At 70.2% G+C, this 22,882-nt stretch carries 20 protein-coding genes; 11 read left to right on the forward strand and 9 right to left on the reverse strand.

Features of this window, described 5'->3' with window-relative positions:
- Nucleotides 1-14: 14 nt before the first annotated feature.
- Complete coding sequence (locus ABD287_RS14220; RefSeq protein ID WP_344173198.1) at nucleotides 15-428, reverse strand: DUF7144 family membrane protein; 414 nt, start codon at nucleotides 426-428, stop codon at nucleotides 15-17.
- Between the two features lie 189 nt (nucleotides 429-617).
- On the opposite strand from ABD287_RS14220, the gene ABD287_RS14225 reads away from it, so the two are divergent.
- Complete coding sequence (locus ABD287_RS14225) at nucleotides 618-1,499, forward strand: dioxygenase family protein (protein ID WP_344173200.1); 882 nt, start codon at nucleotides 618-620, stop codon at nucleotides 1,497-1,499.
- 68 nt (nucleotides 1,500-1,567) lie between these two features.
- Complete coding sequence (locus tag ABD287_RS14230) at nucleotides 1,568-3,163, forward strand: glycosyltransferase family 2 protein (protein ID WP_344173202.1); 1,596 nt, start codon at nucleotides 1,568-1,570, stop codon at nucleotides 3,161-3,163.
- A gap of 37 nt (nucleotides 3,164-3,200) precedes the next feature.
- On the opposite strand, the gene ABD287_RS14235 is transcribed toward ABD287_RS14230, so the two are convergent.
- Entirely contained in the window at nucleotides 3,201-3,974 is a 774-nt protein-coding gene (locus ABD287_RS14235; protein WP_344173204.1) for an EcsC family protein, read from the reverse strand.
- Nucleotides 3,975-4,170: 196 nt separating this feature from the next.
- On the opposite strand from ABD287_RS14235, the gene ABD287_RS14240 reads away from it, so the two are divergent.
- On the forward strand, nucleotides 4,171-4,731 hold the full coding sequence (locus tag ABD287_RS14240; protein ID WP_344173206.1) for an RNA polymerase sigma factor: 561 nt from the start codon (nucleotides 4,171-4,173) through the stop codon (nucleotides 4,729-4,731).
- Nucleotides 4,728-5,750: a CU044_5270 family protein gene (locus tag ABD287_RS14245; RefSeq protein WP_344173208.1), complete on the forward strand. Its 1,023-nt coding sequence runs from the start codon at nucleotides 4,728-4,730 to the stop codon at nucleotides 5,748-5,750. Before ABD287_RS14240 ends, ABD287_RS14245 begins: the two co-directional genes overlap by 4 nt.
- A gap of 139 nt (nucleotides 5,751-5,889) precedes the next feature.
- Here the strand turns inward: ABD287_RS14245 and ABD287_RS14250 are convergent, their stop codons facing one another.
- Complete coding sequence (locus ABD287_RS14250; protein ID WP_344173210.1) at nucleotides 5,890-6,462, reverse strand: peptidase inhibitor family I36 protein; 573 nt, start codon at nucleotides 6,460-6,462, stop codon at nucleotides 5,890-5,892.
- 187 nt (nucleotides 6,463-6,649) lie between these two features.
- On the opposite strand from ABD287_RS14250, the gene hrpA reads away from it, so the two are divergent.
- The 3 genes from hrpA (at nucleotide 6,650) to ABD287_RS14265 (ending at nucleotide 12,755) form a co-directional block, all read left to right on the forward strand.
- On the forward strand, nucleotides 6,650-10,585 hold the full coding sequence (gene hrpA, locus ABD287_RS14255) for an ATP-dependent RNA helicase HrpA (RefSeq protein ID WP_425565627.1): 3,936 nt from the start codon (nucleotides 6,650-6,652) through the stop codon (nucleotides 10,583-10,585).
- 66 nt (nucleotides 10,586-10,651) lie between these two features.
- Nucleotides 10,652-11,614, forward strand: coding sequence for a transporter substrate-binding domain-containing protein (locus ABD287_RS14260; protein ID WP_344173212.1), 963 nt, complete (start codon nucleotides 10,652-10,654; stop codon nucleotides 11,612-11,614).
- Nucleotides 11,615-11,618: 4 nt separating this feature from the next.
- Nucleotides 11,619-12,755 carry a hypothetical protein gene (locus ABD287_RS14265; protein ID WP_344173214.1) on the forward strand — a complete coding sequence of 379 codons (1,137 nt, stop codon included), beginning with the start codon at nucleotides 11,619-11,621 and terminating at the stop codon, nucleotides 12,753-12,755.
- Here the strand turns inward: ABD287_RS14265 and ABD287_RS14270 are convergent.
- On the reverse strand, nucleotides 12,745-14,385 hold the full coding sequence (locus tag ABD287_RS14270; RefSeq protein WP_344173216.1) for a catalase: 1,641 nt from the start codon (nucleotides 14,383-14,385) through the stop codon (nucleotides 12,745-12,747). The two genes, ABD287_RS14265 and ABD287_RS14270, sit on opposite strands and share 11 nt — an antisense overlap.
- Nucleotides 14,386-14,476: 91 nt before the next feature.
- Here ABD287_RS14270 and ABD287_RS14275 point away from each other — a divergent pair, with 91 nt between their 5' ends.
- Nucleotides 14,477-15,265, forward strand: a complete 789-nt coding sequence (locus tag ABD287_RS14275) for an LLM class F420-dependent oxidoreductase (protein WP_344173218.1) — start codon at nucleotides 14,477-14,479, stop codon at nucleotides 15,263-15,265.
- A gap of 46 nt (nucleotides 15,266-15,311) precedes the next feature.
- Here ABD287_RS14275 and ABD287_RS14280 read toward each other — a convergent pair whose 3' ends face one another.
- The 3 genes from ABD287_RS14280 to ABD287_RS14290 all read right to left on the reverse strand — a co-directional run bounded on the left by ABD287_RS14280 (nucleotide 15,312) and on the right by ABD287_RS14290 (nucleotide 17,729).
- Nucleotides 15,312-16,259, reverse strand: coding sequence for a PLL family lectin (locus tag ABD287_RS14280; RefSeq protein ID WP_344173220.1), 948 nt, complete (start codon nucleotides 16,257-16,259; stop codon nucleotides 15,312-15,314).
- 95 nt (nucleotides 16,260-16,354) lie between these two features.
- Complete coding sequence (locus ABD287_RS14285; RefSeq protein ID WP_344173221.1) at nucleotides 16,355-16,858, reverse strand: GAF domain-containing protein; 504 nt, start codon at nucleotides 16,856-16,858, stop codon at nucleotides 16,355-16,357.
- A 118-nt stretch (nucleotides 16,859-16,976) separates the two neighbouring features.
- On the reverse strand, nucleotides 16,977-17,729 hold the full coding sequence (locus tag ABD287_RS14290; RefSeq protein ID WP_344173223.1) for an alpha/beta fold hydrolase: 753 nt from the start codon (nucleotides 17,727-17,729) through the stop codon (nucleotides 16,977-16,979).
- A 340-nt stretch (nucleotides 17,730-18,069) separates the two neighbouring features.
- Between ABD287_RS14290 and ABD287_RS14295 the strand changes: the two genes are divergently transcribed.
- Together ABD287_RS14295 and ABD287_RS14300 are read left to right on the forward strand one after the other, a co-directional pair.
- A complete protein-coding gene (locus tag ABD287_RS14295) occupies nucleotides 18,070-18,999 on the forward strand; it encodes a zinc metalloprotease (protein WP_344173225.1) in 930 nt (309 codons plus the stop codon).
- 88 nt (nucleotides 19,000-19,087) lie between these two features.
- Nucleotides 19,088-19,333, forward strand: coding sequence for a hypothetical protein (locus tag ABD287_RS14300; RefSeq protein ID WP_344173227.1), 246 nt, complete (start codon nucleotides 19,088-19,090; stop codon nucleotides 19,331-19,333).
- 109 nt (nucleotides 19,334-19,442) lie between these two features.
- Here ABD287_RS14300 and ABD287_RS14305 read toward each other — a convergent pair whose 3' ends face one another.
- Nucleotides 19,443-19,901 (reverse strand): Lsr2 dimerization domain-containing protein, encoded by a 459-nt coding sequence (locus tag ABD287_RS14305; protein ID WP_344173229.1) that lies wholly within the window; start codon nucleotides 19,899-19,901, stop codon nucleotides 19,443-19,445.
- Between the two features lie 239 nt (nucleotides 19,902-20,140).
- Here ABD287_RS14305 and ABD287_RS14310 point away from each other — a divergent pair, with 239 nt between their 5' ends.
- Nucleotides 20,141-20,461 carry a hypothetical protein gene (locus ABD287_RS14310; RefSeq protein WP_344173232.1) on the forward strand — a complete coding sequence of 107 codons (321 nt, stop codon included), beginning with the start codon at nucleotides 20,141-20,143 and terminating at the stop codon, nucleotides 20,459-20,461.
- On the opposite strand, the gene ABD287_RS14315 is transcribed toward ABD287_RS14310, so the two are convergent.
- Nucleotides 20,462-22,864 carry a Tex family protein gene (locus ABD287_RS14315; RefSeq protein ID WP_344173234.1) on the reverse strand — a complete coding sequence of 801 codons (2,403 nt, stop codon included), beginning with the start codon at nucleotides 22,862-22,864 and terminating at the stop codon, nucleotides 20,462-20,464. It abuts the gene before it with no gap.
- Between the last annotated feature and the right edge of the window lie 18 nt (nucleotides 22,865-22,882).

Here is a 22,882-nt window from a genome sequence, read left to right on the forward strand (position 1 = left end):
CCGGTGACCCTGACTCAGGGCGCCGCGGCGTCGGCGTCGATGGCGTTGGGGTCCCAGTTGGCCATGGCCCACATGGTGAATACGGCCAGTCCGATGACGACCATCGACCAGAGCGGGTAGTACGGCAGGAACAGGAAGTTGTTGATGGCCACCAAAACGGCCACGGTGATCCCGACGACCCGCGCCCAGGTCGCCCCGACGATGACGCCGACGCCGGCAGCGATGACGGTGAGGGCGAGCAGCAGGTGAATCCAGCCCCAGGCGGTGACGTCGATCGCGAAGGTGTACTTGGGCGCGTTGACGAAGATCTCGTCCTTGGCGATCGCGGCGACGGCGATGAAGAACTGCCAGAAGCCCAACATGATCATGAGGCTCGCGGCCAACGCCGCGCCGCCTGCCGCCCAGCCACGCGCGCTGCTGGTAGTCATCCGACCCACCTCTCGTCGTTCTGTGACCTCGTGTCCGAGTTGACGGTCTTGACTACCCGCTCGCCGCTCGGCCATGCGTCAGCGTGGCGAGGAAGACCGCCACCTTCCGTCAATTACTTGACGGAACAACTAACTGACCGCTAGATTTATTTGACGCAGCAAGTAGATGGCGATTTTCGAGGAGGCGAGATGACCGCACAGAACCGGCTCACCAGACCTGGCCAGGCATTCGACGACTTCCTCCCCGACGCTCTCGCCACCAGCGCCCGGCAGCGCCCCTGGGCCCCCGCCGACGGCCCGCTGCCGGCCCTCTACCTGAGCCACGGCGCCCCGCCGCTGTTCGACGACGCCACCTTCATCGGCGAGCTGTTCGCCTGGGCGCAGCGGATGCCGAAACCGAAAGCGATCCTCATCGTGTCAGCCCACTGGGAACACGCGCCGCTGAGCATCTCCAGCAGCGGGCCCGCTCCGGACCTGGTCTACGACTTCAGCGGCTTCGCCCGCCGGTACTTTCAGATGCGCTACCCGACGCCCGGGGCCGCCGAGCTTGCCAGCGCCGTGACCAGGCTCATGCCCGACGGCGTCGACCTTCACGAACACCGGAGCCGGGGCCTGGACCACGGCGCCTGGGTACCGCTGAAGATCATGTATCCAGCGGCCGACGTGCCGGTGATCCAGCTGAGCCTGCCCACCGACCGGCCCGACGATTTGCTCGCCCTCGGACGCAGGCTGCGGCAGCTGCGCGACGACGGGGTCCTCGTCGTCGGCTCAGGGTTCATGACCCACGGGCTGCCGTTCATCACGGCAGACATGGCCCGGCACAACCGGCCCGCGGGATGGTCCGCCGACTTCGACGCCTGGGCCGCCGACGCGCTCGCCCGCGGCGCCGTCGACGAGCTGGCGGACTACCGGGCGGCAGCGCCGGGAATGCCGTACGCCCACCCCACGGTCGAGCACTTCACCCCGCTGTTCCTCACCCTGGGCGCCGCGTCAGATCCCGGAAGTCCCCCCGAGACGGCGATCGAGGGCTACCTGATGGGGCTGTCGAAACGGTCATTCCAGCTGGCGTGACGCGACTGATTCCGGACTCCCGGCGTACCGCCCCGTTTCCTCCTGTCGGTATCTCCGATAATCACGGTATGACCGCCGCCGGCCTTTCCGGCCTCCACCAGACCGCGCCGACCGCCACCCGGACGCCCGACGTCACCGTCGTCGTCGCGGTCTACAACGCCATGCCCTACCTGACCCGCTGTCTGGATTCGCTGCTGACCCAGAGCATCGGGTCCGACCGGATGGAGATCGTCGCCGTCGACGACGGGTCCACCGACTCCGGCGCCCGCGTCCTGGCCCGGTACGCGCGCCGCCACCCGCGAGTGGTCCGGACCGTCCGGCAGCCCAACTCCGGCGGCCCGGCCAGCCCCAGCAACCGGGCCCTCGACCTGGCCCGTGGCCGTTACGTCTTCTTCCTCGGCGCCGACGACTACCTCGGCCCGGACGCGCTGCGCCGGCTCGTCGGGGCCGCCGACGAGCAGCACGCCGACATCGTCCTCGGCCGGGTCATCGGAGTCAACGGCCGCAACGTCGACCAGCAGGTCTACGAACACGACAAGCGTGACATCAGCCTGTTCGACTCGCCGCTGCCGTGGGCGCTCGCGAACACCAAACTGTTCCGTCGCTCGCTTATCGAAACGCACCGACTGCGTTTTCCCGAAGACATGCCGATGCTCAGCGACCAACCCTTCACCCTCGACGCGGCGCTGCATGCCGGCAGAATCCACGTCCTCCCCGACTACGACTGCTACTTCGCGGTCCGCCGGTTGGCCAACACCAACATCACTTACCGCACCCGGCAGGCCACCGCCCTGCGCTGCGTCACCCGGCTCATGGAGTTCACCGCGACCCGGATCGAGCCCGGCCCCCGCCGCGATGCCGTCCACCTGCGACACTTCTCCTGGGAGGTCGCCAACTTGCTGCGCAAGGACTTCCTGCGCCTGGGTCGGGACGCCCAGCACGAGATCCACGAAGGAGTTCGGACCCTGGCCGACCGCTACCTCACCGGCGCGATCCGCGGCCGGCTCGACGTCGCCGCCCGGCTGCCCGTCAGCGTCGCCCAGAACCGCGATCTCGACACGCTGACCAACCTGTTGCGACGGTGGTCTGAGGAGCCGGCGCCGCTGGTCGTCGGCGGCCCTGACAAGTGGCGGGCTGCCTATGCCGGGCTCGGCGAACCGGGCCTGGCGCTACCCGACGAATGGTTCGACGTGACCGCCGAGTTGGCGGCGTGGGTGGCCCGACTGAAGGTCACCTCGGTACGGTGGCGGCGCGCCGACGGCCAGGTCGCCCTGACCCTGAGCGCCCGGAGCACAGCGCCGGCGGACGCCGCGGCGAGAGCCGACAGTGTCCGCCTGGGCATCGCCCGAACCACGGCAGGGCCGACCGTCGTGACCCCCGACGCGGACGGGTTCACCGCGGAGGTGGCGATCCCGCTGGACGCCATCGTCGCGAGCAGCCCGGAATTGGGGAGCCTCCGCGCCGTGCAGGCCACCGTCGTCACCGCCGAGGGCAGCGGCGCCGCCGCCGTCCGGTTGGACGGCGTGCCGTTGCCCCGCCGACGGTGGCGCCGGGTCGGCCGACGACTGGCTCTGGTCCGTCCGGTGCGCACCGCCGGGGGGACGCTCGCCGTGGCGGTCTCGCCGCTGTCCCTGCGGCGGCTGATGCGCCGGCTGCGCCGCTGACCCGCCGCAGGGGGCCCGGCGGCGTGGCGTCCCCCGGCTACGGAACGCGCTGCCCGGGCAGCGCCGGACGACGGTAGTGGGCCACCGCGCGACGTCCCAGCTCGGTGGCCGCCGCCGAGTTCGACCACGCGCCGAGAATGATCGAGGCACCCGGGATCAGCTTTGCGAAGATCCGTTGGGCCGCCCTCATCCCTGACATCTTGGCCAGCCGGACGGCCAGCACCGTCATGGTCCGGCCTACCGACTGGTGCCCGGACTGGCTCAGCAGGGCGCCCACCCGCTCCCGTCCGGCCGCGACGCCGAGCGCGGTTCGGGCGGTCTGGGCGATCTGGTGAACCTGTTGCAGGACCAGCAGCTCGACCGCCCGGTCCGGGTGGGTCGGGTCGTATCCGTAGGCCGCGGCGACGTGCAGGCTGAGCCGGGCCTGGGTCCAGGCCAGCACGCCGACGTCCAGCACGGCGCCGGGCAGGCCGGTGGCCCCGGAGATGGCGCCGGACACCCGAGCGTGGGTGGTGAACCGTTTCACCGCCCAGTGAGCCAACTGATCCGGTTGAACCCCGGCGTAGTGGGCGCGCATCTGAGCCGCCCACGCCTGCGCCTGTGGTCCGATCACCCGGACCGCCGCGAGCGCCAGATGCTCCGGCGCGTACTCCGGGTCCGCCTTCATCTGCCGCCACAGGCCGCTGTCGGGCCCGATGGCGTCGCTGGCGGGCCCGACGACCGGTCCGGCGCCGGCGAGCGACTGGCCCGGGACCGGCGGGGGCGCCAGGGGAACGTCAGGGACGGGCGGGACAGCAGCGTGCTCAGTCACCTGGGCGCTCCTCGGGGGCTGGGTCGTCGGTGGCCTGGAGCCAGCGTGCCACATGGTCGCCGGGGCAGCATCCTGGCAGGTCAGAGCCGTATGATCGCGATCTATACCGATGCGCGTGGATGATCGACGCGCTGAACCGAAGGCGGGCGCGCCGCGTGCCGGAAAAAACTTGCCGACAGGTGTGACAGCTTGACCGGTGCCGGACACCTACTGGGTGGAGGGACACATGGAGGAGCGCTTCACGGCGCTGTACCGACAGCACTACCCGGCAGTGGCCCGCTACGTGGCTCGCCGGGCGGGTGATGTCGATACCGGTGAAGTGGTCGCCCAGGTGTTTCTCACGGCGTGGCGTCGCTTCGCCGATGTCCCGCAGGAGTCGCCCCTGCCCTGGCTCTACGCCGTGGCTGGTCGGGTCCTGGCCAACGAGATCCGTGGCATCCAGCGTTCACGCCGGTTGCAGCAGCGGGTCGAGATCGTCGCTCCAACGCACGACCTGCCGGACCACTCCGGGAGGATCGTCGAGGAGGTGGCGATGCGTGCGGCCTTCGACGGGCTGTCAGAACGGGATCAGGAGATCCTGCGGCTGATCGCCTGGGAGGGCCTCACCGTTGCCGAGGCGGCCTTGGTGCTCGGCTGTGGCCGGACCACGGTGGCGATGCGGGTTCGTCGGCTCCGACGCAAGTTCCAGCACCTCCGGGCGCCGGAGACGCCGGACGAAGAACGGTCAGACAACGATCTGGTGGGGAGGGTGCGATGAACGAGAGCCGGGCCGTCGTCGAGCTGCGTTCGCAGTGGCAACCCCACGACCCCGCGCTGCGCGCCGAGCTCCCCGACGCCGCGACGCAGGAACGTCAGCTCCAGCGCATCCTGTACGCCTCGCATCTGACGCTCGTCCCTCCGGCGCCGACGGTTCGCGCCGGCCGGCTACGGCGCACGATCTTCGCGGCGGCCGGCGCGGTCGCCATCGGCGGCGTGCTTGTGGTGGCCAATCCGGCCCAGGGCCCGGCGTTCGCGGTCACGCCGCCTCCGCTGGCGCTGCCCGCCGGCGCGCCGGCGCCGGCGGCGCCGGTGCTGCGCGAGCTGGCATTGCGGGCCGAGCAGAGCAGCTCCGGCCCGCGAGCGGGCGCGACCGAGCATCTCAAACGGTCCGAGTGGTCGTTGTTTACCTCCGTCGACGACGAGACCAACTCCGCGGTCGTGCCGACGCTTGTCGAGAGCTGGCGGGCGCCGGACGGGTCCGGCCGTGTCGTCCAGGGCGTCGGTGAGCCGATCGTCGACTCCGCGTCGCTGCGGGACCGGATCACGATCTGGTGGGAGATCAACACCGAGGAGCCGCGTGCCGCGTCGTACCAGGCTGGGCAGTATCCGGCGGTCTGGCGGGCCGACCGGCCCCCGGTCGAGACGGCGGCGCTGCGGTCCTGGTTGCTGCGCAACCGCCCCGAGGGCGGCGGGCCGAGCGACGTGATCACCGCCGTCAGGGATCTGGTGCGTGAGCGGGCCCTGAACGCTGCCGAACGTGCTGCGCTGCTACGGGTTCTGGCCGCGACACCGGGCCTTGAGCACACCGGCATGGTCGTCGAGCGGGCCGGCCGGCGAGGCGACGGCTTCCGGTTGCTGTCCGACGACAGCGCGTCGACGGCGGCCTACCTGCTCGTCATCGATCCTGGCGACGGCCGCATCCTCGCGGCCGAGGAAACACTGCTGTCCGGCGCCGACGGGTTGAACATTCGCACCCCGGCCGTCATCAGCTACGAGACTTTTCTGATATCCGAGTAGCCCGCAAGGGTCGCTTGGGCCGGGTGTGAGGGTCCGGTTAGCTCTTCGCCTCCGGTGGCGCACGTCCCCCGCGCCACCGGAGGCGAAGAGGCGGAGCTGACGCTCCGCTGAAACACGATCATCCCGCCGAACGCCGCGGCTACGAACGCGCGGAGTCCAGCTGCACCCGGATCGCCCGGTCGCTGTATCCGCCCAGATCGATGTTCTCCTCGTTCGCCGGCGCGATGACCTGCGTCGGCGACGGGCTCCCCGTTGACATCACCACGGTGGAGGCGCGGCGGTTGTTACGCCACGACGAGGTGATGTTCTCGAACCGGTACCGGGACAGTTCCTGGGCGCCGCTCTGGGCGGGTCCGAACGCGAGCCGACGACCGCCTCCGCTGATGTGCTCGTAGAGGCACAACGTCCGGTCCGCGCAGTCGAGGACCGAGGTCCGGCGGGATACCGGGACGAACCCGCCGGCAAACGCTTGCACCGCCGCGTCGGCCTCGATGTTCGTCCGGTAACAGCGGATGTCGGCGCCGGTGATGACGATGCAGGAGCGCGCCTGCTGCCAGCCCCGAGCCAGGTCGATCTGCCGGTCGTAGAACCTCGCCATCGTCGTCGACAAGGCGTCGTGGCCCACGGTCACGGCTTGGTGGGGCGACTGGGCCGACGCTGGCGCCGCCGCCACGATCGTCGACAGCATCGCCACCGCGATGCCTCCCGTCATGGTCCGCCTATGCATGAGCCCTCCCCTGAGCCGTCCTGCAAGCGTTCGCCACAAGCTAGCGTCCTGGTCAGAGGGGCACATCGGTCGATGGGGCAAATTATCGACGCTCATAGTTGTACGGGCATCGGCCTGCCGCCCAATTCGGCGCCTGCGGAGTGGTCCGGGCAAATGTAGGCTGACCAACGTCATGGCGACCCGATCTCTCTCCCCCGCGCTGGCCGAGCTGACAGCCCAGATGGCGGAGCTGACCCTGCGCGACGAGGTGCGGCTTCGCCGTCGGCTGGACCGTGCCCGTGGTCTGCGCGACCCCGCCGCCCGCGACGCGGCGCTCGATCAGGTGCGCGCCGAGCTGCCGGCGGCCCGGCAACGGCTGGTCGACCGCGTCGCGGCGACGCCGACGGTGACCTACCCACTGCAGTTGCCGGTGAGTCAGCGGGCCGAGGACATCGCCGCCGCGATCCGCGACAATCAGGTCGTCATCGTCGCCGGCGAGACCGGGTCCGGCAAGACCACCCAGCTGCCGAAGATCTGCCTGGAGCTGGGCCGTGGCGCCCGCGGATTCATCGGCCATACCCAGCCCCGACGGCTGGCCGCCCGCACCGTCGCCGACCGGATCGCCGAGGAGCTGGGCGGAGAGGTCGGCGGCGCGGTCGGTTACAAGGTGCGCTTCTCGGACCGGGTCGGGGACCGGACCATGGTCAAGCTGATGACCGACGGCATCCTGCTCGCCGAGATCCAGACCGACCGGCTGCTGCGCCAGTACGACACGCTCATCATCGACGAGGCCCACGAGCGCAGCCTCAACATCGACTTCATCCTCGGGTACCTGCGGCAGATCCTGCCGAAACGACCGGACCTCAAGGTCGTCATCACCTCGGCCACGATCGACCCGGAGCGGTTCGCCCGGCATTACAGCGACGTCGACGGCAGACCCGCCCCGATCATCGAGGTGTCCGGGCGCACGTTTCCCGTCGAGGTCCGGACCCGACCGTTGCTCGACGACAGCGCCGACGGCGACGGCGACTCCGTCGCCGAGCCGCGCGACCAGGTCAGCGCTATCGCCGACGCCGTCACCGAGCTGAGCGCCGAGGGCCCCGGCGACATCCTGGTGTTCCTGTCCGGGGAACGCGAGATCCGTGACACCGCCGACGCCCTGGCCCGGCTCAACCTGCGGAACACCGAGATCCTGCCGCTGTTCGCCCGGCTCTCGCACGCCGAGCAGCACAAGGTCTTCGCCCCGCACACCGGGCGCCGGGTGGTGCTGGCCACCAACGTCGCCGAGACGTCGCTGACCGTGCCCGGCATCCGCTACGTCGTCGATCCGGGAACGGCCCGGATCTCCCGGTACAGCCACCGGCTCAAGGTGCAGCGGCTGCCGATCGAGCCGGTGTCGCAGGCGTCGGCGAACCAACGCAAGGGGCGCTGCGGCCGGGTCGCCGAGGGCATCTGCGTCCGGCTGTACTCCGAGGACGACTACCTCAGCCGCCCTGAGTTCACCGAGCCGGAGATCCTACGCACCAACCTGGCCTCGGTCATCCTCCAGATGACCGCGCTGGGCCTGGGCGATCTCAACGCGTTCCCGTTCGTCGAGCCGCCGGATCGGCGGCAGGTCGCCGACGGCGTCCGGTTGTTGGAGGAGCTGGGGGCGTTGGTGGCCGACCCCAGCGGCGCCGCCCGGCAGCTCACGCCGCTGGGTCGCAAGCTGGCCCAGCTGCCGGTGGACCCACGTCTGGGCCGGATGGTGCTGGAGGCCGACCGGCTGGGCGCGCTCGACGAGGTCATGGTCATCACGGCGGCCTTGTCCATCCAGGACCCACGGGAGCGGCCCGCCGACAACCAGGCCGCCGCCGACGCCAAGCACCTGCGGTTCGTCGACAAGGACTCCGACTTCCTCACGTTGCTGAACCTGTGGCGGTATGTCAAGGAGCAGCAGCAGGAGCGTTCGTCGAGCGGTTTCCGGCGGATGTGCAAGGCCGAGTTCCTCAACTACCTGCGGGTCCGCGAGTGGCAGGACATCTACGGCCAGCTCAAGCAGGTGGGCCGCGAGATCGGGGTGACGGTCGACACCGTTCCCGCCGACGGGCAGGCCGTGCACACCGCGCTGCTGGCCGGCCTGCTGTCGCACCTGGGCCTGTTCGAGCAGGAGAAGCGGGACTATCTCGGGGCCCGCGGCGCCCGTTTCGCGATCTTCCCGGGATCGGCGTTGTTCAAGAAGAATCCGCGCTGGGTGATGGCCGCCGAGCTGGTCGAGACCAGCAAGCTGTGGGGCCGGATGGTCGCCAGGATCGAGCCCGAGTGGGTGGAGCCGATCGCCGGGCACCTGGTCAGACGCCAGTACTCGGAGCCGCACTGGTCCCGCAAGCAGGCCGCGGCGATGGCGTACGAGAAGGTGACGCTCTACGGGCTGCCGCTGGTGGCCAAACGGCAGGTCAACTACGGCCGCATCGACCCGCCGACGGCGCGCGAGCTGTTCCTGCGGCACGCGTTGGTCGAAGGCGACTGGCAGACCCACCACGAGTTCTTCGCCCGCAACCAGGAGCTGCGCGAGGAGGTCGAGGAACTGGAGCACCGGGCCCGGCGCCGCGACATCCTCGTCGACGACGACACCCTGTTCGCCTTCTATGACGAGCGGGTGCCGGCGGACGTCGTCTCCGGGCGGCATTTCGACACCTGGTGGAAGAAGGCCCGGCGGGACACCCCCGAGCTGCTGACGTTCACCAAGGAGTTCCTGGTCAACGCCGGGCGCGGCGGGGTGAGCGAATTGGACTTCCCGCCGGTCTGGTCGGTCGGCGGGCACGAGCTGGCGCTGTCGTACCAGTTCGAGCCGGGCGCGGCCGCCGACGGCGTGACGATCACCGTGCCGGTGGCGCTGCTGCCGCAGGTGGAGCCGGCGCCGTTCACCTGGCAGGTGCCCGGTCTGCGCCAGGACCTCATCACCGCGCTGATCAAGTCGCTGCCTAAGGCGATCCGCCGGCATTTCGTGCCCGTCCCCGACTACGCCGCCGCCATCAACGCCGAGCTGACCCCCGGTGACGGGCCGCTGCTGCCGGCGTTGGAGACGGCGTTGCGGCGGTTCACCGGCGTCGCGGCGCCACGCCACGAGTGGGATCTGACGAAGGTCGCCGACCATCTGAAGATCACCTTCCGGGTCGTCGACGGCGACCGGACCCTGGCCGAGGGCAAGGACCTCGACGCGATCAGGGAGCAGCTGCGGCCGGCGGTGCGGGAGACCTTCGCCGGCGCGGACGAGCTGGAACGGACCGGGGCGGCCAGCTGGGACTTCGGCGAGCTGCCACGGGCCGTGCACCGTCAACGCGGCGGCTTCGCGGTCACCGGGTATCCGGCGCTGACCGACGAGGGCGCCAGCGTCGGTGTGACGATCACCGAGAGCCCGGCGCAGCAGCAGGCCCGGATGTGGGCGGGAACACGACGGCTCCTGGCGCTCACCGTGCCGCCGCCGCTCAAGTCGATCCAGGGGCGGCTCTCCAACGAGGAGCGGCTGGCGCTTTCGCGCAGCCCCTACCCGTCGGTTCCGGCGTTGCTGGCCGACTGCGTGACCGCCGCCCTCGACGCGCTCCTGGCCCGACACGGCGGGCCGGTGTGGGACGCCGACGCCTTCGCCGCTCTCAGAGACCGGGTACGTGCCGACCTGCCGGACGTTCTGTTCGGAGTGGTCCGGGACGTACGTGGCGTGCTCACGGCCGCCCACGCCGCCCAGATGCGGCTCGGCGGGACCAGCAACCCGCTGGTCGTCCCCGCGTTGGCGGACGTCCGCGCCCAGCTCGGCGGACTGCTCTACCCCGGCTTCGTAGCGGTGACCGGGGCGTCCCGGCTGGCTGACCTGACCCGCTACCTCACGGCGATCGGCGTGCGGCTGGACAAGCTGCCCGGCAACCCCCACCGGGACCGGGAGCTGACGGCGACCGTGCACGAGGTGCAGAAGGAGTACCGGCAGCTGTTCGACCAGCTGCGCGGCGGCGGCGCGCACACCGCCGAGCTGACCCGGGTCCGCTGGATGATCGAGGAGCTGCGGGTAGGTCTGTTCGCCCAGAACCTCGGCACCCCGTACCCGGTCTCCGACGTGCGCATCTACCGGGCCATGGACGAGCTGGCCGCTCGCTGACCGTGGCGCGCCGGCCGGGCGATCGGCGCCGTCCGGCGACAAAGGAGTGACGTACAGTCGGGCCTCATGGTGGGCGAACTGAGCACGGCGGTGCGGCGGCTGACCCGGCGACAGGTCGCGGCGGCGACGGCCGCGGCGACCGCGCTGCTGGTGGTCGCCGCGCTGTCAGGGTGGACGCTGCTACGGCGCGACGACGGGAACACCGTCGAGGCGTACATCGCCAGGTCGAGTCTCGCCGAGCAGCGGGAGCTGCGGATCGGAGTCTTCGGCGACGAGCCGTTGTTGTCGTACCGCGACCCCGCCAAGCCGGACTCGGACCGGCTGGAGGACTACAGCGGGTTCGATATCGAGATGGCCCGCCGGCTCGGCGCGTACCTGGGTTTCCGGCCCGCGAGCGTGAAGCTCGCGCCCACCCAGGTGCAGAACCGGGCCCGCGACCTCAACGAGGGCCTGGTGGACATCGTCATCGCCAACTACTCGATGACCCCCGAGCGGGAGTTGGAGGTCGACTTCTCCGGACCGTACCTGCGGACGATGCCGGAGGTGCTCATGCGCGCCAAGGACGCCCCGCCGAGCATCACCTTCCAGGCGCTGGGGGGGATGGCCGGCCGGATCTGCACCACCGGCAGCTCCACCTCGGAGGCGGCGCTCAACCGCAAGGGCATCAGGCAGGTCGACGGCGTCGGGCAGGCCCAGGAGTGCGTGCGGGGCCTGCTCAACGGAAAGTACGACGCCTTCGTGCTCGACGAGGTCGTGCTGGCCGGCTTCCGCAAGTCGCACCCGCAGCTCGCCCTGGTGGATCTGGTCTTCGACCAGGCCGAGTACTACGGGATCGCGGTGGCCAACGGCAATGCCGAACTCAAGACGCTCGTCGACAACTTTCTCCTTGACAGCTACGAGCGCGGCGACAACGGCGCGTGGCATCAGGCCTGGTCAGGCACGCTCGGGCAGGTGGTCCGACGGCAGCAGGTCCAGCCGAGGCCGGTGGTGTCGGTGAAGCTGCGCGACTACAACGACCGCCGGCGCTGAGGCGGTGACCGGACCCGACCGGCCGCAGGGCCCGTTCCAGGTCAACCAACCGGGCCACGGCGACGAGCCGGGTCAGGTCAACGATCCGGGCTGGGTCTTCGACGCCGCGGCGGTCGGCGACGTCGAGGAGACCGCCGCCGCGGCCGCCCGGGCCCGCGTCGACCAGCAGGCGCTGTGGAGCGTCGCGGTAGGACTGCCCGCGGTCATCTCGGTGCTGCGACTGTGGGTGCTCGCCGGCGGCGACCTCCAGACGACCCTGCTGCTGGTCGCCAACGTCGGCTCGATCAACCTGGTCGCTGCGCTCATCGTCACCGCGACGTGGCTGCTCACCGCGGCCCTGGTGGCGGTTTTCGCCGTGGGTCAGCTGACCGTTGCGGCCCTCGACGAACATCCGGAGCCGCGGCCGTGGCGGCTCAGGTTCGCCCGCATCGCGGCCGCCACCCCCACTCCGCTGAAGGTTGTGGTCTTCGTCTTCGCGGCGCTGACCTGGCAGACGATGTACCTGCCGCTGCTGCTGCTCGGGGCGTGCGTCGCGCTCGGCCTGCCCCCGATGCGGTGGTTCGGCTGGCTCGCCGCCGGCGCCGGGTACCTGGCGTTAGCCGGGCCGACCCTCGCGCAGGCCGTCGAGCAGGGCGAGCTGGTGCCAGCGCTGCTCATCGTGGCGCCGGCGACGCTGTTGCCGTTCGGGGTGGCCACTCCGGTAGCCACCCCGCTCGCCGTGCCCTACGCCAGGGTCGGACAGCTCCTCACCGTCGCCCTCGTCGCGGCCGCCACCGTGCCGGTGCTGGAGGCCCCGGTCCTGCCGCTGTCGGTGCTCACCATCGCCGAGGGTGACAACGCCCAGCCGGTGTCCGCGCGCGGCTGGGTCGTCGAGGTCAATGACGCCACGACGGCGCTCCTGCACGAACGCGGCGGCGTCGACTTCGTGCCCAACGCCACGATCGTCTCCCGGGTGCTGTGCCCGGACTCCAGCCAGACGCCCCGGTACCGGCTCTGGGCGTACGGCATCCACATCGAGGACTCCCTGCTACAGGGCATCGGACGCAACCGGCGGCCGAGCCAGGCGCTCGACTCGTCGTGCCGCTCGGCCACCGGGCGCCCGGCCGCGCTCAGGTCCTCCCCCGCCGGCCTCAGCGGGTGACTTCGGCCCGCTCGTTGGGGACGCAGTGCGTCATCGTCAGCCCACTGACGTCCCGGGGCGGGTTCTTGCCCAGGTTCGCCAACCGGTCCCGGTCCTCGGGCGTGAGCTCCTGCTTCGGCAGCGGCGACAGCTCGGCGACGTCGTGGGCGCTGATACCGAGGCCGTCGCCGACCCGGTTCCCCAGGTCCGACTCGATGAGCAGGAAGTGCCACACCATCCGCTCCTGGATCGGACGGTCGCACTGCGACAGCTGGTCGATCATGTTGCGCACCAGGTCGTCGCGCTCCCACTGCTCCATGAGCTGGTAACGCTGACCTGCCTGCTGGTAGTCGTTGGTTCGCGGGATGCGGGCCCGGGTCAACCGGCCGCTGATCTCGGGCCCCTGCTCGTCGTGCGTCATGCCGCCGGCCTCGGACAACCCGCCGGTGATTGACGGCTCGTAGTTGACGTGCGGGTTCTCCCCGGCGCCGTCGACGTGGAACGTCATCTGGCCGTCGCGCTGGTTGGTGCGCACGTCAGCGTTCCTGGCGTGGTTGACCGGTAGTTGAAGGTAGTTGGGGCCGACGCGGTGCCGCTGGGTGTCGGAGTAGGAGAAGGTCCGGCCGACGAGCATCTTGTCGTCGGAGAAGTCCAGTCCGTCGATGAGCACGCCGGTGCCGAACGAGATCTGCTCGTTCTCGGCGAAGAAGTTGTCGGGCATCCGGTTGAGGACCATCCGGCCCACCGCTTTCGGCGGGAACTGCTGCTCGGGCCAGACCTTCGTGTCGTCGAGCGGGTCGAACTCCAGCTCCGAATGTTCGTCGTCGCTCATCATCTGCACCCGCAGCTCCCACTCGGGGAACTCGCCGCGCCCGATCGACTCGTACAGGTCGCGGGTGGCGTGGCCCAGCTCGTTGGCCTGGATGTTCGCGGCGTCGGCCGCGGTCATGCTGCGAACGCCGGCCTTGGGCATCCAGTGGTATTTCACCAACCGGGTCTCCCCCGCGGCGTTGACCCACTTGTAGGTGTTGACGCCGAAACCCTGCATGTGCCGGTAGTCGGCCGGAATGCCGCGCGGGCTGAACAGATTGACCAGCATGTGCATTGATTCGGGTGTCTGCGACATGAAGTCGAAAATGCGGTTCGGCTCCTGACGGAACGTCACCGGATCCGGCTTGAGCGCGTGGATGACGTCCGGGAACTTGAGCGCGTCCCGGATGAAGAAGACCCCGAGGTTGTTGCCGACCAGGTCCCAGTTGCCGTTCTCGGTGTAGAACTTGACGGCGAAACCGCGGGGGTCACGGGCGGTCTCCGCGGAGTCGCGACCGCCGATCACGGTGGAGAATCGGACAGCGAGATCGGTCTTCTTGCCCGGCTCGGCGAAGACACAGGCCCGGGTGAACCGGTCGATGGGCTCGTCGCCCCACTTCCCGGTGGCTTCGAAGTAGCCGTGGGCGGTGACGCCGCGGGCGTGCACGACCCGCTCGGGGATACGCTCCCGGTCGAAGTGGCTGATCTTCTCAAGGAACTGGTAGTTCTCCAACGTCGCCGGGCCGCGAGCGCCGACCGTCCGCTGGTTCTGGTTGTCGTAGACCGGGTGACCCTGACGGTTCGTCAGCGTCCCCGCCGACTCGGCGCGGCTGTCGGCCATGTCTCCCCCTTGTGAGCGCAGCACACGAAACTCCTCCGTACGCGGGTCGCGTACCCGCCAGCCCATGTGTCAAACGCCGTAGGCTGCGGGCATGACCATGCGGCCGATCCGTATCGCGTTCCAGCTACAGCCCCAGCACATGGACTACCGGACGATCCGACGCGCGGCCGCCCGGGCCGAGGATCTCGGCGTGGACGTGCTGTTCAACTGGGACCATTTCTACCCGCTCTACGGCGAGCCCGAGGGCAAGCACTTCGAGTGCTGGACGATGTTGGGGGCCTGGGCGGAGGCGACCACCCGGGTCGAGATCGGCGCGTTGGTGACCTGCAACAGCTACCGCAACCCGGAGCTTCTCGCCGACATGGCCCGGACGGTCGACAACATCAGCGACGGTCGGCTCATCCTCGGCATCGGCTCGGGCTGGTTCGCCAAGGACTACGCCGAGTACGGGTACGAGTTCGGGACGGCCGGTGGGCGGCTGGACGATCTGGGCGAGGCGCTGCCGCGGATCGAATCACGGTTGGGCAGGCTGAACCCCGCGCCGACGCGCCGGATTCCGGTGCTGATCGGCGGCGGCGGCGAGAAGAAGACGCTGCGGCTGGTCGCCAGGCACGCTGACATCTGGCACAGCTTCTCCGACGCCGACACGCTCCGACACAAACTGGCTGTCCTGGGCCGGCACTGCGCCGAGGTTGGCCGCGACCTCGCCGACATCGAGGTCTCCACCGGCGTGCCGGCCGCCACGGCCAAGCCTGATGACGTCGGCCAGCCGCTGCGGGAGCTCGGCGTGTCCCTGTTCACCGTCGGTATCGGCGGCCCCGAGCCGGACCTGGCCCCGTTGCAGGAGTGGATCGCCTGGCGCGACCGTGAGAACGCCTGATACGGGGGTGGGCCCCGCCGCTGGACGGCACCCACCCCCGTACCGGTCAGGCCCGAACGCGCTCGGCGTAGATCCGGTTGTCGGCGCCGTGGACGACGACGTATAGCCAGCCGCCCTCGACCGTGGCTGCGGGGCCCGACGCGGTGGCGCCGCCACCGGGAAGCTCCCGCCACTGACCCCAGGTCTGGTTCTGGGCGGTGTTGCGGTAGATCCGGTTGTCGACGCCGCGGACCACGGCCTCCAACTTCCGGCCGTTGGCCGCCAACGCTGGCGCGCTCGGTGTCGCCCCGCCGCCAGGGACCTCCGCCCAGCCGCCCCAGCGATTGCCCTGGTAGCGGTTCGTGTAGATCCGGTTGTCGGCGCCGCGGACGGCGACTGTCAACGCCCGGCCCTGGGATGCGGCAGCCGGCCCGGACAGGGTGGCCCCGCCGCCGGGAACCTCGGCCCAGCCGCCCCAGGCGCCGTCGGCGAACTCATTGATGTAGATCTTGTTGTCGGTGCCGCGGACCACCGCCCGCAGGCCACCGTCAAACTCGGCGACGGCCGGGGCGTCCGGCGTGGCGCCGCCGCCGGCGATCTCGCCCCAACCACTCCACGTCGTGCCGCTGTAGCGGTTCGCGTAGATCCGGCTGTCGGTGCCCCGGACGAGCAGGTGGAGCTGTCCGTTGTGGGAGGCGGCGGTCGGGCCGGACAACGTGGCCCCGCCGCCGGACACCTCAGCCCAGCCGGTCCAGGTCACCCCGTTGAAGATGTTGCGGTAGATGCGGTTGTCGGTGCCGCGGACGAATACCCAGGTGTCATCGCCGTGGGTGGTCACGCCGGGAGCGTCCGGGGTGGCGCCGCCGCCCGGCACCTCGCTCCACACCGCGGAACGGGTCAGGGCAGGTCCCGCGGGGGCCGCCGCGGCAGCGGTGACGCTGACGGCGCCGACGAGGGCGGTGGCGAGGACAGCGGCGGCCAGTTGGCGCGCACCTCGCCTGATCGTGGTCGACATTGGAGTCCCCTCTTCGATGGATGGCAGCCGATCGACGGCCCACCTCCTCCATCGTGCACGGTGGGACGCTGGGTGGTCCCACGTTGTGCCAAGGATCATGGCGTCGTCTCAGCCGATCCCAGTCGCCTGGACGCGGCGAGGAAGGCCGCGGCGTGTTCGACGGCGGCGACCTGCTCGGAACGCCAACGCCGCGGCTGTGGGTCGGTGGCAGCGCAGATGCCGACCACGTCGCCGTTGCGGTCACGGACGGGGCAACCCAGGTAGGCGCCGATGCCGAGCAACCGGATGGGGGCGTCGGCGGGAAGGTTGGCGTCGTGGTGGACGTCGTCGACGATGTGCACGGTCCCGCTGGCGAAGATCACACCGGCCAGGGTCGACGACAGCGGCGCCGCCCGCAGCAACAGCGCGTCAGGCGGGGCGCCGTAGGCGCCGACGAGCCGGAGGAGGTCGCCGACCCGCAGCAACACCCATGCCGTCGGCGCCTGCGCTGCCAGCGCGATGAGCGCGGCCAGGTGGTCGCAGGCATGGTCGTCAGCGGGATCCCGGGCTACGTCTACCGCCGCCGGCTGTGGCCGCTGGCCTACTGGAACGTCATTCACGATCGTCATCGCTCCCGGTCAACGCGTTCTGTCCCACGCTCAACCATGACCGGCGGGCGCTCCCGCTGGGCGCCGACGGGCGCCGACGCCCGCTCACGGTACGGGCCGGCGGGAGCGATCAGCCGAGGAACTCCTCCAGCAGCGTGGCCAGCCGGACCGGCGTCTCGAACATCGCGTAGTGCCCGGCGTTGGCCAGCACGTCCATCGATGCCTTCGGGTAGTGGCGCAGCCAGGTCCCTTCCATCGCCGATGCTCCGAGCGCCGGGTCGTGCTCGCCGACGACGGCGAGCGCCGGGACGTCGGCGCCGGCGATCTCGGCGGAGAAGTCGGTGTCCGCCCAGGCCCGCAGGTAGTCCGCGAACGCCGCGGGGTCGCTGTGGGCGACCGAGAACGCGACCATCGTGTCGAGCCACCATCCGCTGAGCCGGTTGCCGGTGGTGAGGTCGAGAATCTGGCGGCGGTTGGCCGGGTCGGCGGCGGCCCCGTCGAACAACGCGCGAGCGTCGGGGTCGAACGGCACCCCGCTGGCCGGGACCGGGCTGATGCCGGCGATCCGCTGAACCCGGTCGGGGGCGTCGGCGTAGACGCGCTGGGCCGCCATCCCGCCCATCGAGTGTCCGACGACGCTGAACTCGTCCCAGCCGAGCTGGTCAGCCAGCGCCAGCGCGTCCGCGCTGATCTCGGACATGGTGTGGGCGCCGGTCTCGGCACGCCGACGTCCGTAGCCGCGGTATTCGAGGAAGGCGTAGCTGAATCGATTCGGGTCGATCAGATCGACGAGCGGCCCCCAGCCGTCCGCGGCGCCGATCCAGCCGTTGAGGGCGATGACATGTCGCGGGCCGTCGCCGCGTCGAAGATGAGCGATCGCCATGGGTCTCCTCCGAGCTGCCAAAGCCCGCATTATCCCAGCGCTTGGCAGGAAAGGGAATACACCAGTCGGGCATCCGACAATTGCAGTGACGCAACGCCGTCGAACAATCACGATAGGCGTCAATAGCGGGCCGCCGGCGCGACCGGCCGCCGGGACCGAGCCAAGCTGTCTCCACGACGGCGTGACGCGGACCGCCGGTCAGCCGAACAGGGGGCTGCCGCTGACGCGAGGCGGCTGTTGGGTGGGCAGCCGCGCCTCGCGGAGACGGTGGGCCCGCGGGCTGGTCCCCTCGGCCGGCCCGCGGGCGCGCCAGCCGGCCCGGCGCCCGTAAGGAGGCACCATGAGCCAGTCTCCCGCTCTTTCGGCCGGCGCGACGAACTGGTGCGCCACGATGCCGGTGCACCGGCACCTGCTCGACACCGATCCGCTCTACGCCCAGACGCGCAGCGAGATCGAGAGCTTCACCTATGTCCGGCGCGGGCGCGGCCGGCTCGGCGGCCGACCGGTCGTCGTCATCCCCGTCGCCGTCCACGTCGTGTGGAACAGCGAGGCGCAGAACATCTCCGACGCCCAGATCCGCAGCCAGATCGACGTCCTCAACGCCGACTTCCGTGCCACCAACCCTGACCGCGCCGGCGTCCCGCCGGTCTGGGCGGACCGGGTCGGCGACGCCCGGGTCGAGTTCATCCTGGCCAGCCGCGACCCCGCCGGGCGGCCAACCAGCGGGGTCACCCGCACTCACACCACCACCCGGGCCTTCGGCAGCGACGACGCGATGAAGCTCGCCCGGCGCGGCGGCACGGACGCCTGGCCCAGCGACCGGTACCTCAACATCTGGGTGTGCCAGCTCAGCGGCGGGCTGCTCGGCTACGCGCAGTTCCCCGGTGGGCCGCCGGAGACCGACGGGGTGGTCCTGCTGCACACCGCGACCGGGACGCTCGGCACCGCCTCGGCGCCATTCGATCTGGGCCGCACCGCCACCCACGAGGTGGGGCACTGGCTGAACCTTCGGCATATCTGGGGCGACGACGGCGAAGGGTGCAGCGGCACCGACTTCGTCGCCGACACCCCGAACCAGGGCGGGCCGAACCTCGGCAAGCCGACGTTCCCGCAGTTGTCGTGCGGCAACGCCCCCGACGGAGACATGTTCATGAACTACATGGATTACACCGACGACGCGGCAATGGTTTGCTACACAAAGGGCCAGGTCGAGAGGATGGACGCCTGCCTTGAAGGGGCACGGTCCTCGTTCATCCACCCGCACCGCTAAGACCATTGCTCATAAGAGGCAAAGATGAGTTGACGACCAGATCTCTGACTTCGCCGTGCCTGAGTGGCGGTATCGCACGTTCGCCTCAATGCTGCTGAGTCGGATGGGCCTGCCCGAGGCTGAGGCTGAGCAGGAAGCCGCTGACCGTACGCGGCTCACAACGCTTCCCCGGTTCGCCACGCACATCGAGCTACACAGAGCGCTCATGATGGTCCGCCACTGCGACAGGGACCGAGGAACCAGTTACGCCCGTGCCGCTCTTGACAAGCTGCCACCCGAGAAGCGATCACTGAGCCTGAAGCTCATGATGGCCGAGATCTACACGGACACTTGACGCAGGACAGATCTCTAGCCCGCTAGCCTTGCTGGAGGCCGCCCACATAACTGTAACGAGAAATGAACAAGCCCCTGACCGTCAGCCAGGGACCTAATTCTGTCAGCGACTATTCAGGGGCCTTGAAAAGCTCCGCTTCCTTCGCCGCCCTACCGCCCTTGGACACCTGATCCTGCATCCACGTTCGGTAAGCGACGATGACTTCCTTAGGCACGCGACCCTTAGGAGCCACCTCACGAGCCTGATAGTGCTCAGCCGCCCATGCCCGCACGGCAGCGAGCTCAGCGGCCTTTCGCTCCTTGTCAGCCTTTTCCTCCGCCACGTCTTCTGAACTTCTACGGACCCGCCTGCCACCGTCGCCCGTAGAGCCTTCAGCGCGGCCGGAGGCACCCCGGACCACCCCGGTAGCGACGCCAGCCTCAATGTACTTCGTGAGGAAGTTCCTCAACTCGTGCTCTTCACGCTCCGTCAGGTCTACCTCATAGGTCCGCCCGTCGAAAGCGAAGGGAACAGTGCTTGCCCCGATCTCGCCACTGATGTCGCTAACAAACATGATCTGCTTGGCCATGAGCGCGATCATAACCTATGCCCTACTACGAGAAGGTGACGGGCGTAGGAGCCTGGGGATGCCTCAGGCGCGCTGAAGGATCTTGAAGTTTCACTTCGGTCACTGCCGTAACCTCGGGCAAGGAACCGAGACGGAAGTCATCTCAAAACGGACTTTTGTGCTTGCTTCGCCCTCGGCGGAATAGTTTCATAGGACTCTTACATCTGCCGAGGCCCCGACTGGACCGCTGGGAGGCGCTCATGAGTCGATCCGCCGTCCTGCCCCCGTCGCTGTTCCGACGCTGGGTCCACGTTCGGGAGGAGGACGCGCACGGCGTCCTAGTCTACCGCCCCGCGGACCACCCGATTGCGCCCGCCCGCGGCCGCGATGGCCTGGAGTTCCGGCCCGATGGCACGCTCACCGTGTTCTCTTCCGGACCGGTCGACTCCCCCGTCGGCCGGGACGGCGTTTGGCGGGCCGAGCCGAACGGCGCGCTGGCCCTCAGCCACCCCGGCGGCGGCGACGAACGCTTCCAGATCGTCGACATCGACCAGGACCAGCTCCGGCTGCGCCCGGCCTGATCACGCCAGGCCGGCGCGTCGGAGCGCGTCCGCCATCGGACCAGTCGCCGGTGGCGCCGGGCGCTGCGACGACTGACGCGGGGCGCCGCCCTGACCGGAGCGCGCCTGGCCGCCGGTCGCGCCACCGCGTCCTCGCGTACGTCCCGGGTCGGCGTCGCCGCGCCGGGGCTGGCCGGCACCCCGCTCGCCGCCGTCGTCACGCCGCCCGCCGCCGCGCGCACCGGGAGCCCCCTCGTCAAGGCGCATGGTGAGACCGATCCGCTTACGGACGGCGTCCACCTCCAGCACCCGGACCCTGACAATGTCGCCAGGCTTGACCACGTCGCGCGGCTCCTGCACGAAGGTGTTCGACAGCGCCGAGATGTGGACCAGGCCGTCCTGGTGCACGCCGATGTCGACGAACGCCCCGAACGCGGCGACGTTGGTCACCACGCCTTCCAGCACCATGCCCTCGCGCAGGTCAGCGAGGGTCTCCACGCCGTCAGCGAAAGCGGCGGTGCGGAACGCCGGGCGCGGGTCCCGACCCGGCTTCTCCAGTTCGGCGAGGATGTCGGTGACAGTCGGCAGTCCGAAGTGCTCGTCGACGAACGTCTGCGGACGCAGTCCACGCAGCAGCGACCCGTTGCCGATGAGCCCGCCGATGTCGGTGCCGGCTGCGGCGACGATGCGCCGCACGACCGGGTACGCCTCGGGGTGGACCCCGGAGGTGTCCAGCGGATTATCGCCGTCGCGGATACGCAGGAAGCCCGCGCACTGCTCGAACGCCTTCGGACCCAGCCTGGAGACCTTGGACAGGCCGGCACGGGAGCGGAACGGGCCGTTGGCGTCCCGGTAGGACACGATGTTCTCCGCCAACGTCGGGGTGATGCCCGAGACCCGGGCCAGCAGCGGCGCCGAGGCGGTGTTGAGGTCGACACCCACCCCGTTGACGCAGTCCTCGACGACGGCGTCCAGCGACCGCGAGAGCTTGCTCTCGGCCAGGTCGTGCTGGTATTGGCCCACACCGATCGACTTCGGATCGATCTTGACGAGTTCGGCGAGCGGGTCCTGCAACCGCCGGGCGATCGACACCGCCCCACGCAGCGACACGTCCAGCTCCGGCAGCTCCTGGCTGGCGTAGGCGGACGCGGAGTACACCGAGGCGCCGGCCTCCGACACCATCACCTTAATCAACGACAGCTCCGGGTGGCGGCTCAGCAGGTCGGCGGCGAGCCGGTCGGTCTCCCGCGAGGCCGTGCCGTTGCCGATGGCGACCAGATCCACCTTGTGCTTCGCGGCCAAGGCCGCCAGGACAGCGATCGACTGGTCCCACTGCTTACGCGGCTCGTGCGGGAAGATCGTAGCGGTGTCGACGACCTTGCCGGTGGCGTCCACGACGGCCACCTTGACGCCGGTCCGCAGCCCCGGGTCCAGGCCCATCGTCGACCGGGCCCCGGCCGGGGCTGCCAGCAGCAGGTCGCGCAGGTTCGCCGCGAACACCCGCACCGCCTCGTCCTCAGCGGTCTGCCACAGCCGGGCCCGCACATCGATGCCCAGGTGCACCAGAACCCGGGTCCGCCAGGTCCAGCGCACCGAGTCCAGCAGCCAACGGTCGGCGGGCCGACCGGCGTCGGCGACGCCGACGTGGGTGGCGATGATCCGCTCGTAGTCGCTGCGCTCCCCCGCCGGGGTGGGCTCGGCGTCCGGCTCCAACGTGACGTCCAGGATGCCGTCCTTCTCGCCCCGGAACAGGGCCAGCGCCCGGTGCGAGGGCACCTTGACGAACGGCTCGGCGAACTCGAAGTAGTCGGCGAACTTCGCGCCCTCGGTCTCCTTGCCGGCACGCACCCGGGAGGTGAGCCGCCCACGGGTCCACATCCGCTCGCGCAGCGTGCCGATGAGGTCGGCGTCCTCGGCGAACCGCTCGACCAGGATCGCCCGGGCGCCGTCGAGCGCGGCCGCGGCGTCGGCCACCGACACGTCCGGGTTCACGTACGCCTGCGCCGCCACCGCCGGCTCCAGCGCCGGGTCGGCCAGCAGGGCCAGCGCCAACGGCTCCAGCCCAGCCTCGCGCGCGATCTGCGCCTTCGTCCGCCGTTTGGGCTTGAACGGCAGGTAGATGTCCTCCAGCCGGGCCTTGGAGTCGGCGGCCATGATCTGGGCCTGTAACGGCTCGTCCAGCTTGCCCTGGGTCCGGATCGACTCGAGGATCGCCGTGCGACGGTCCTCCATCTCCCGCAGGTACCGCAGCCGCTCCTCCAGCGCCCGGAGTTGGATGTCGTCCAGCGAACCGGTGACTTCCTTGCGGTAACGGGCGATGAACGGCACGGTCGAACCGCCGTCCAGCAGGTTCACGGCGGCCTGGACCTGGCGCTGGGCCACACCCAGCTCCTCGGCGATGCGCTGATCGATGCTGATGGTCACGATCAACCATTGTGCCGC

The organism is Pilimelia columellifera subsp. columellifera (genome assembly GCF_039532605.1).
Taxonomy (GTDB): Bacteria; Actinomycetota; Actinomycetes; order Mycobacteriales; family Micromonosporaceae; genus Pilimelia; species Pilimelia columellifera.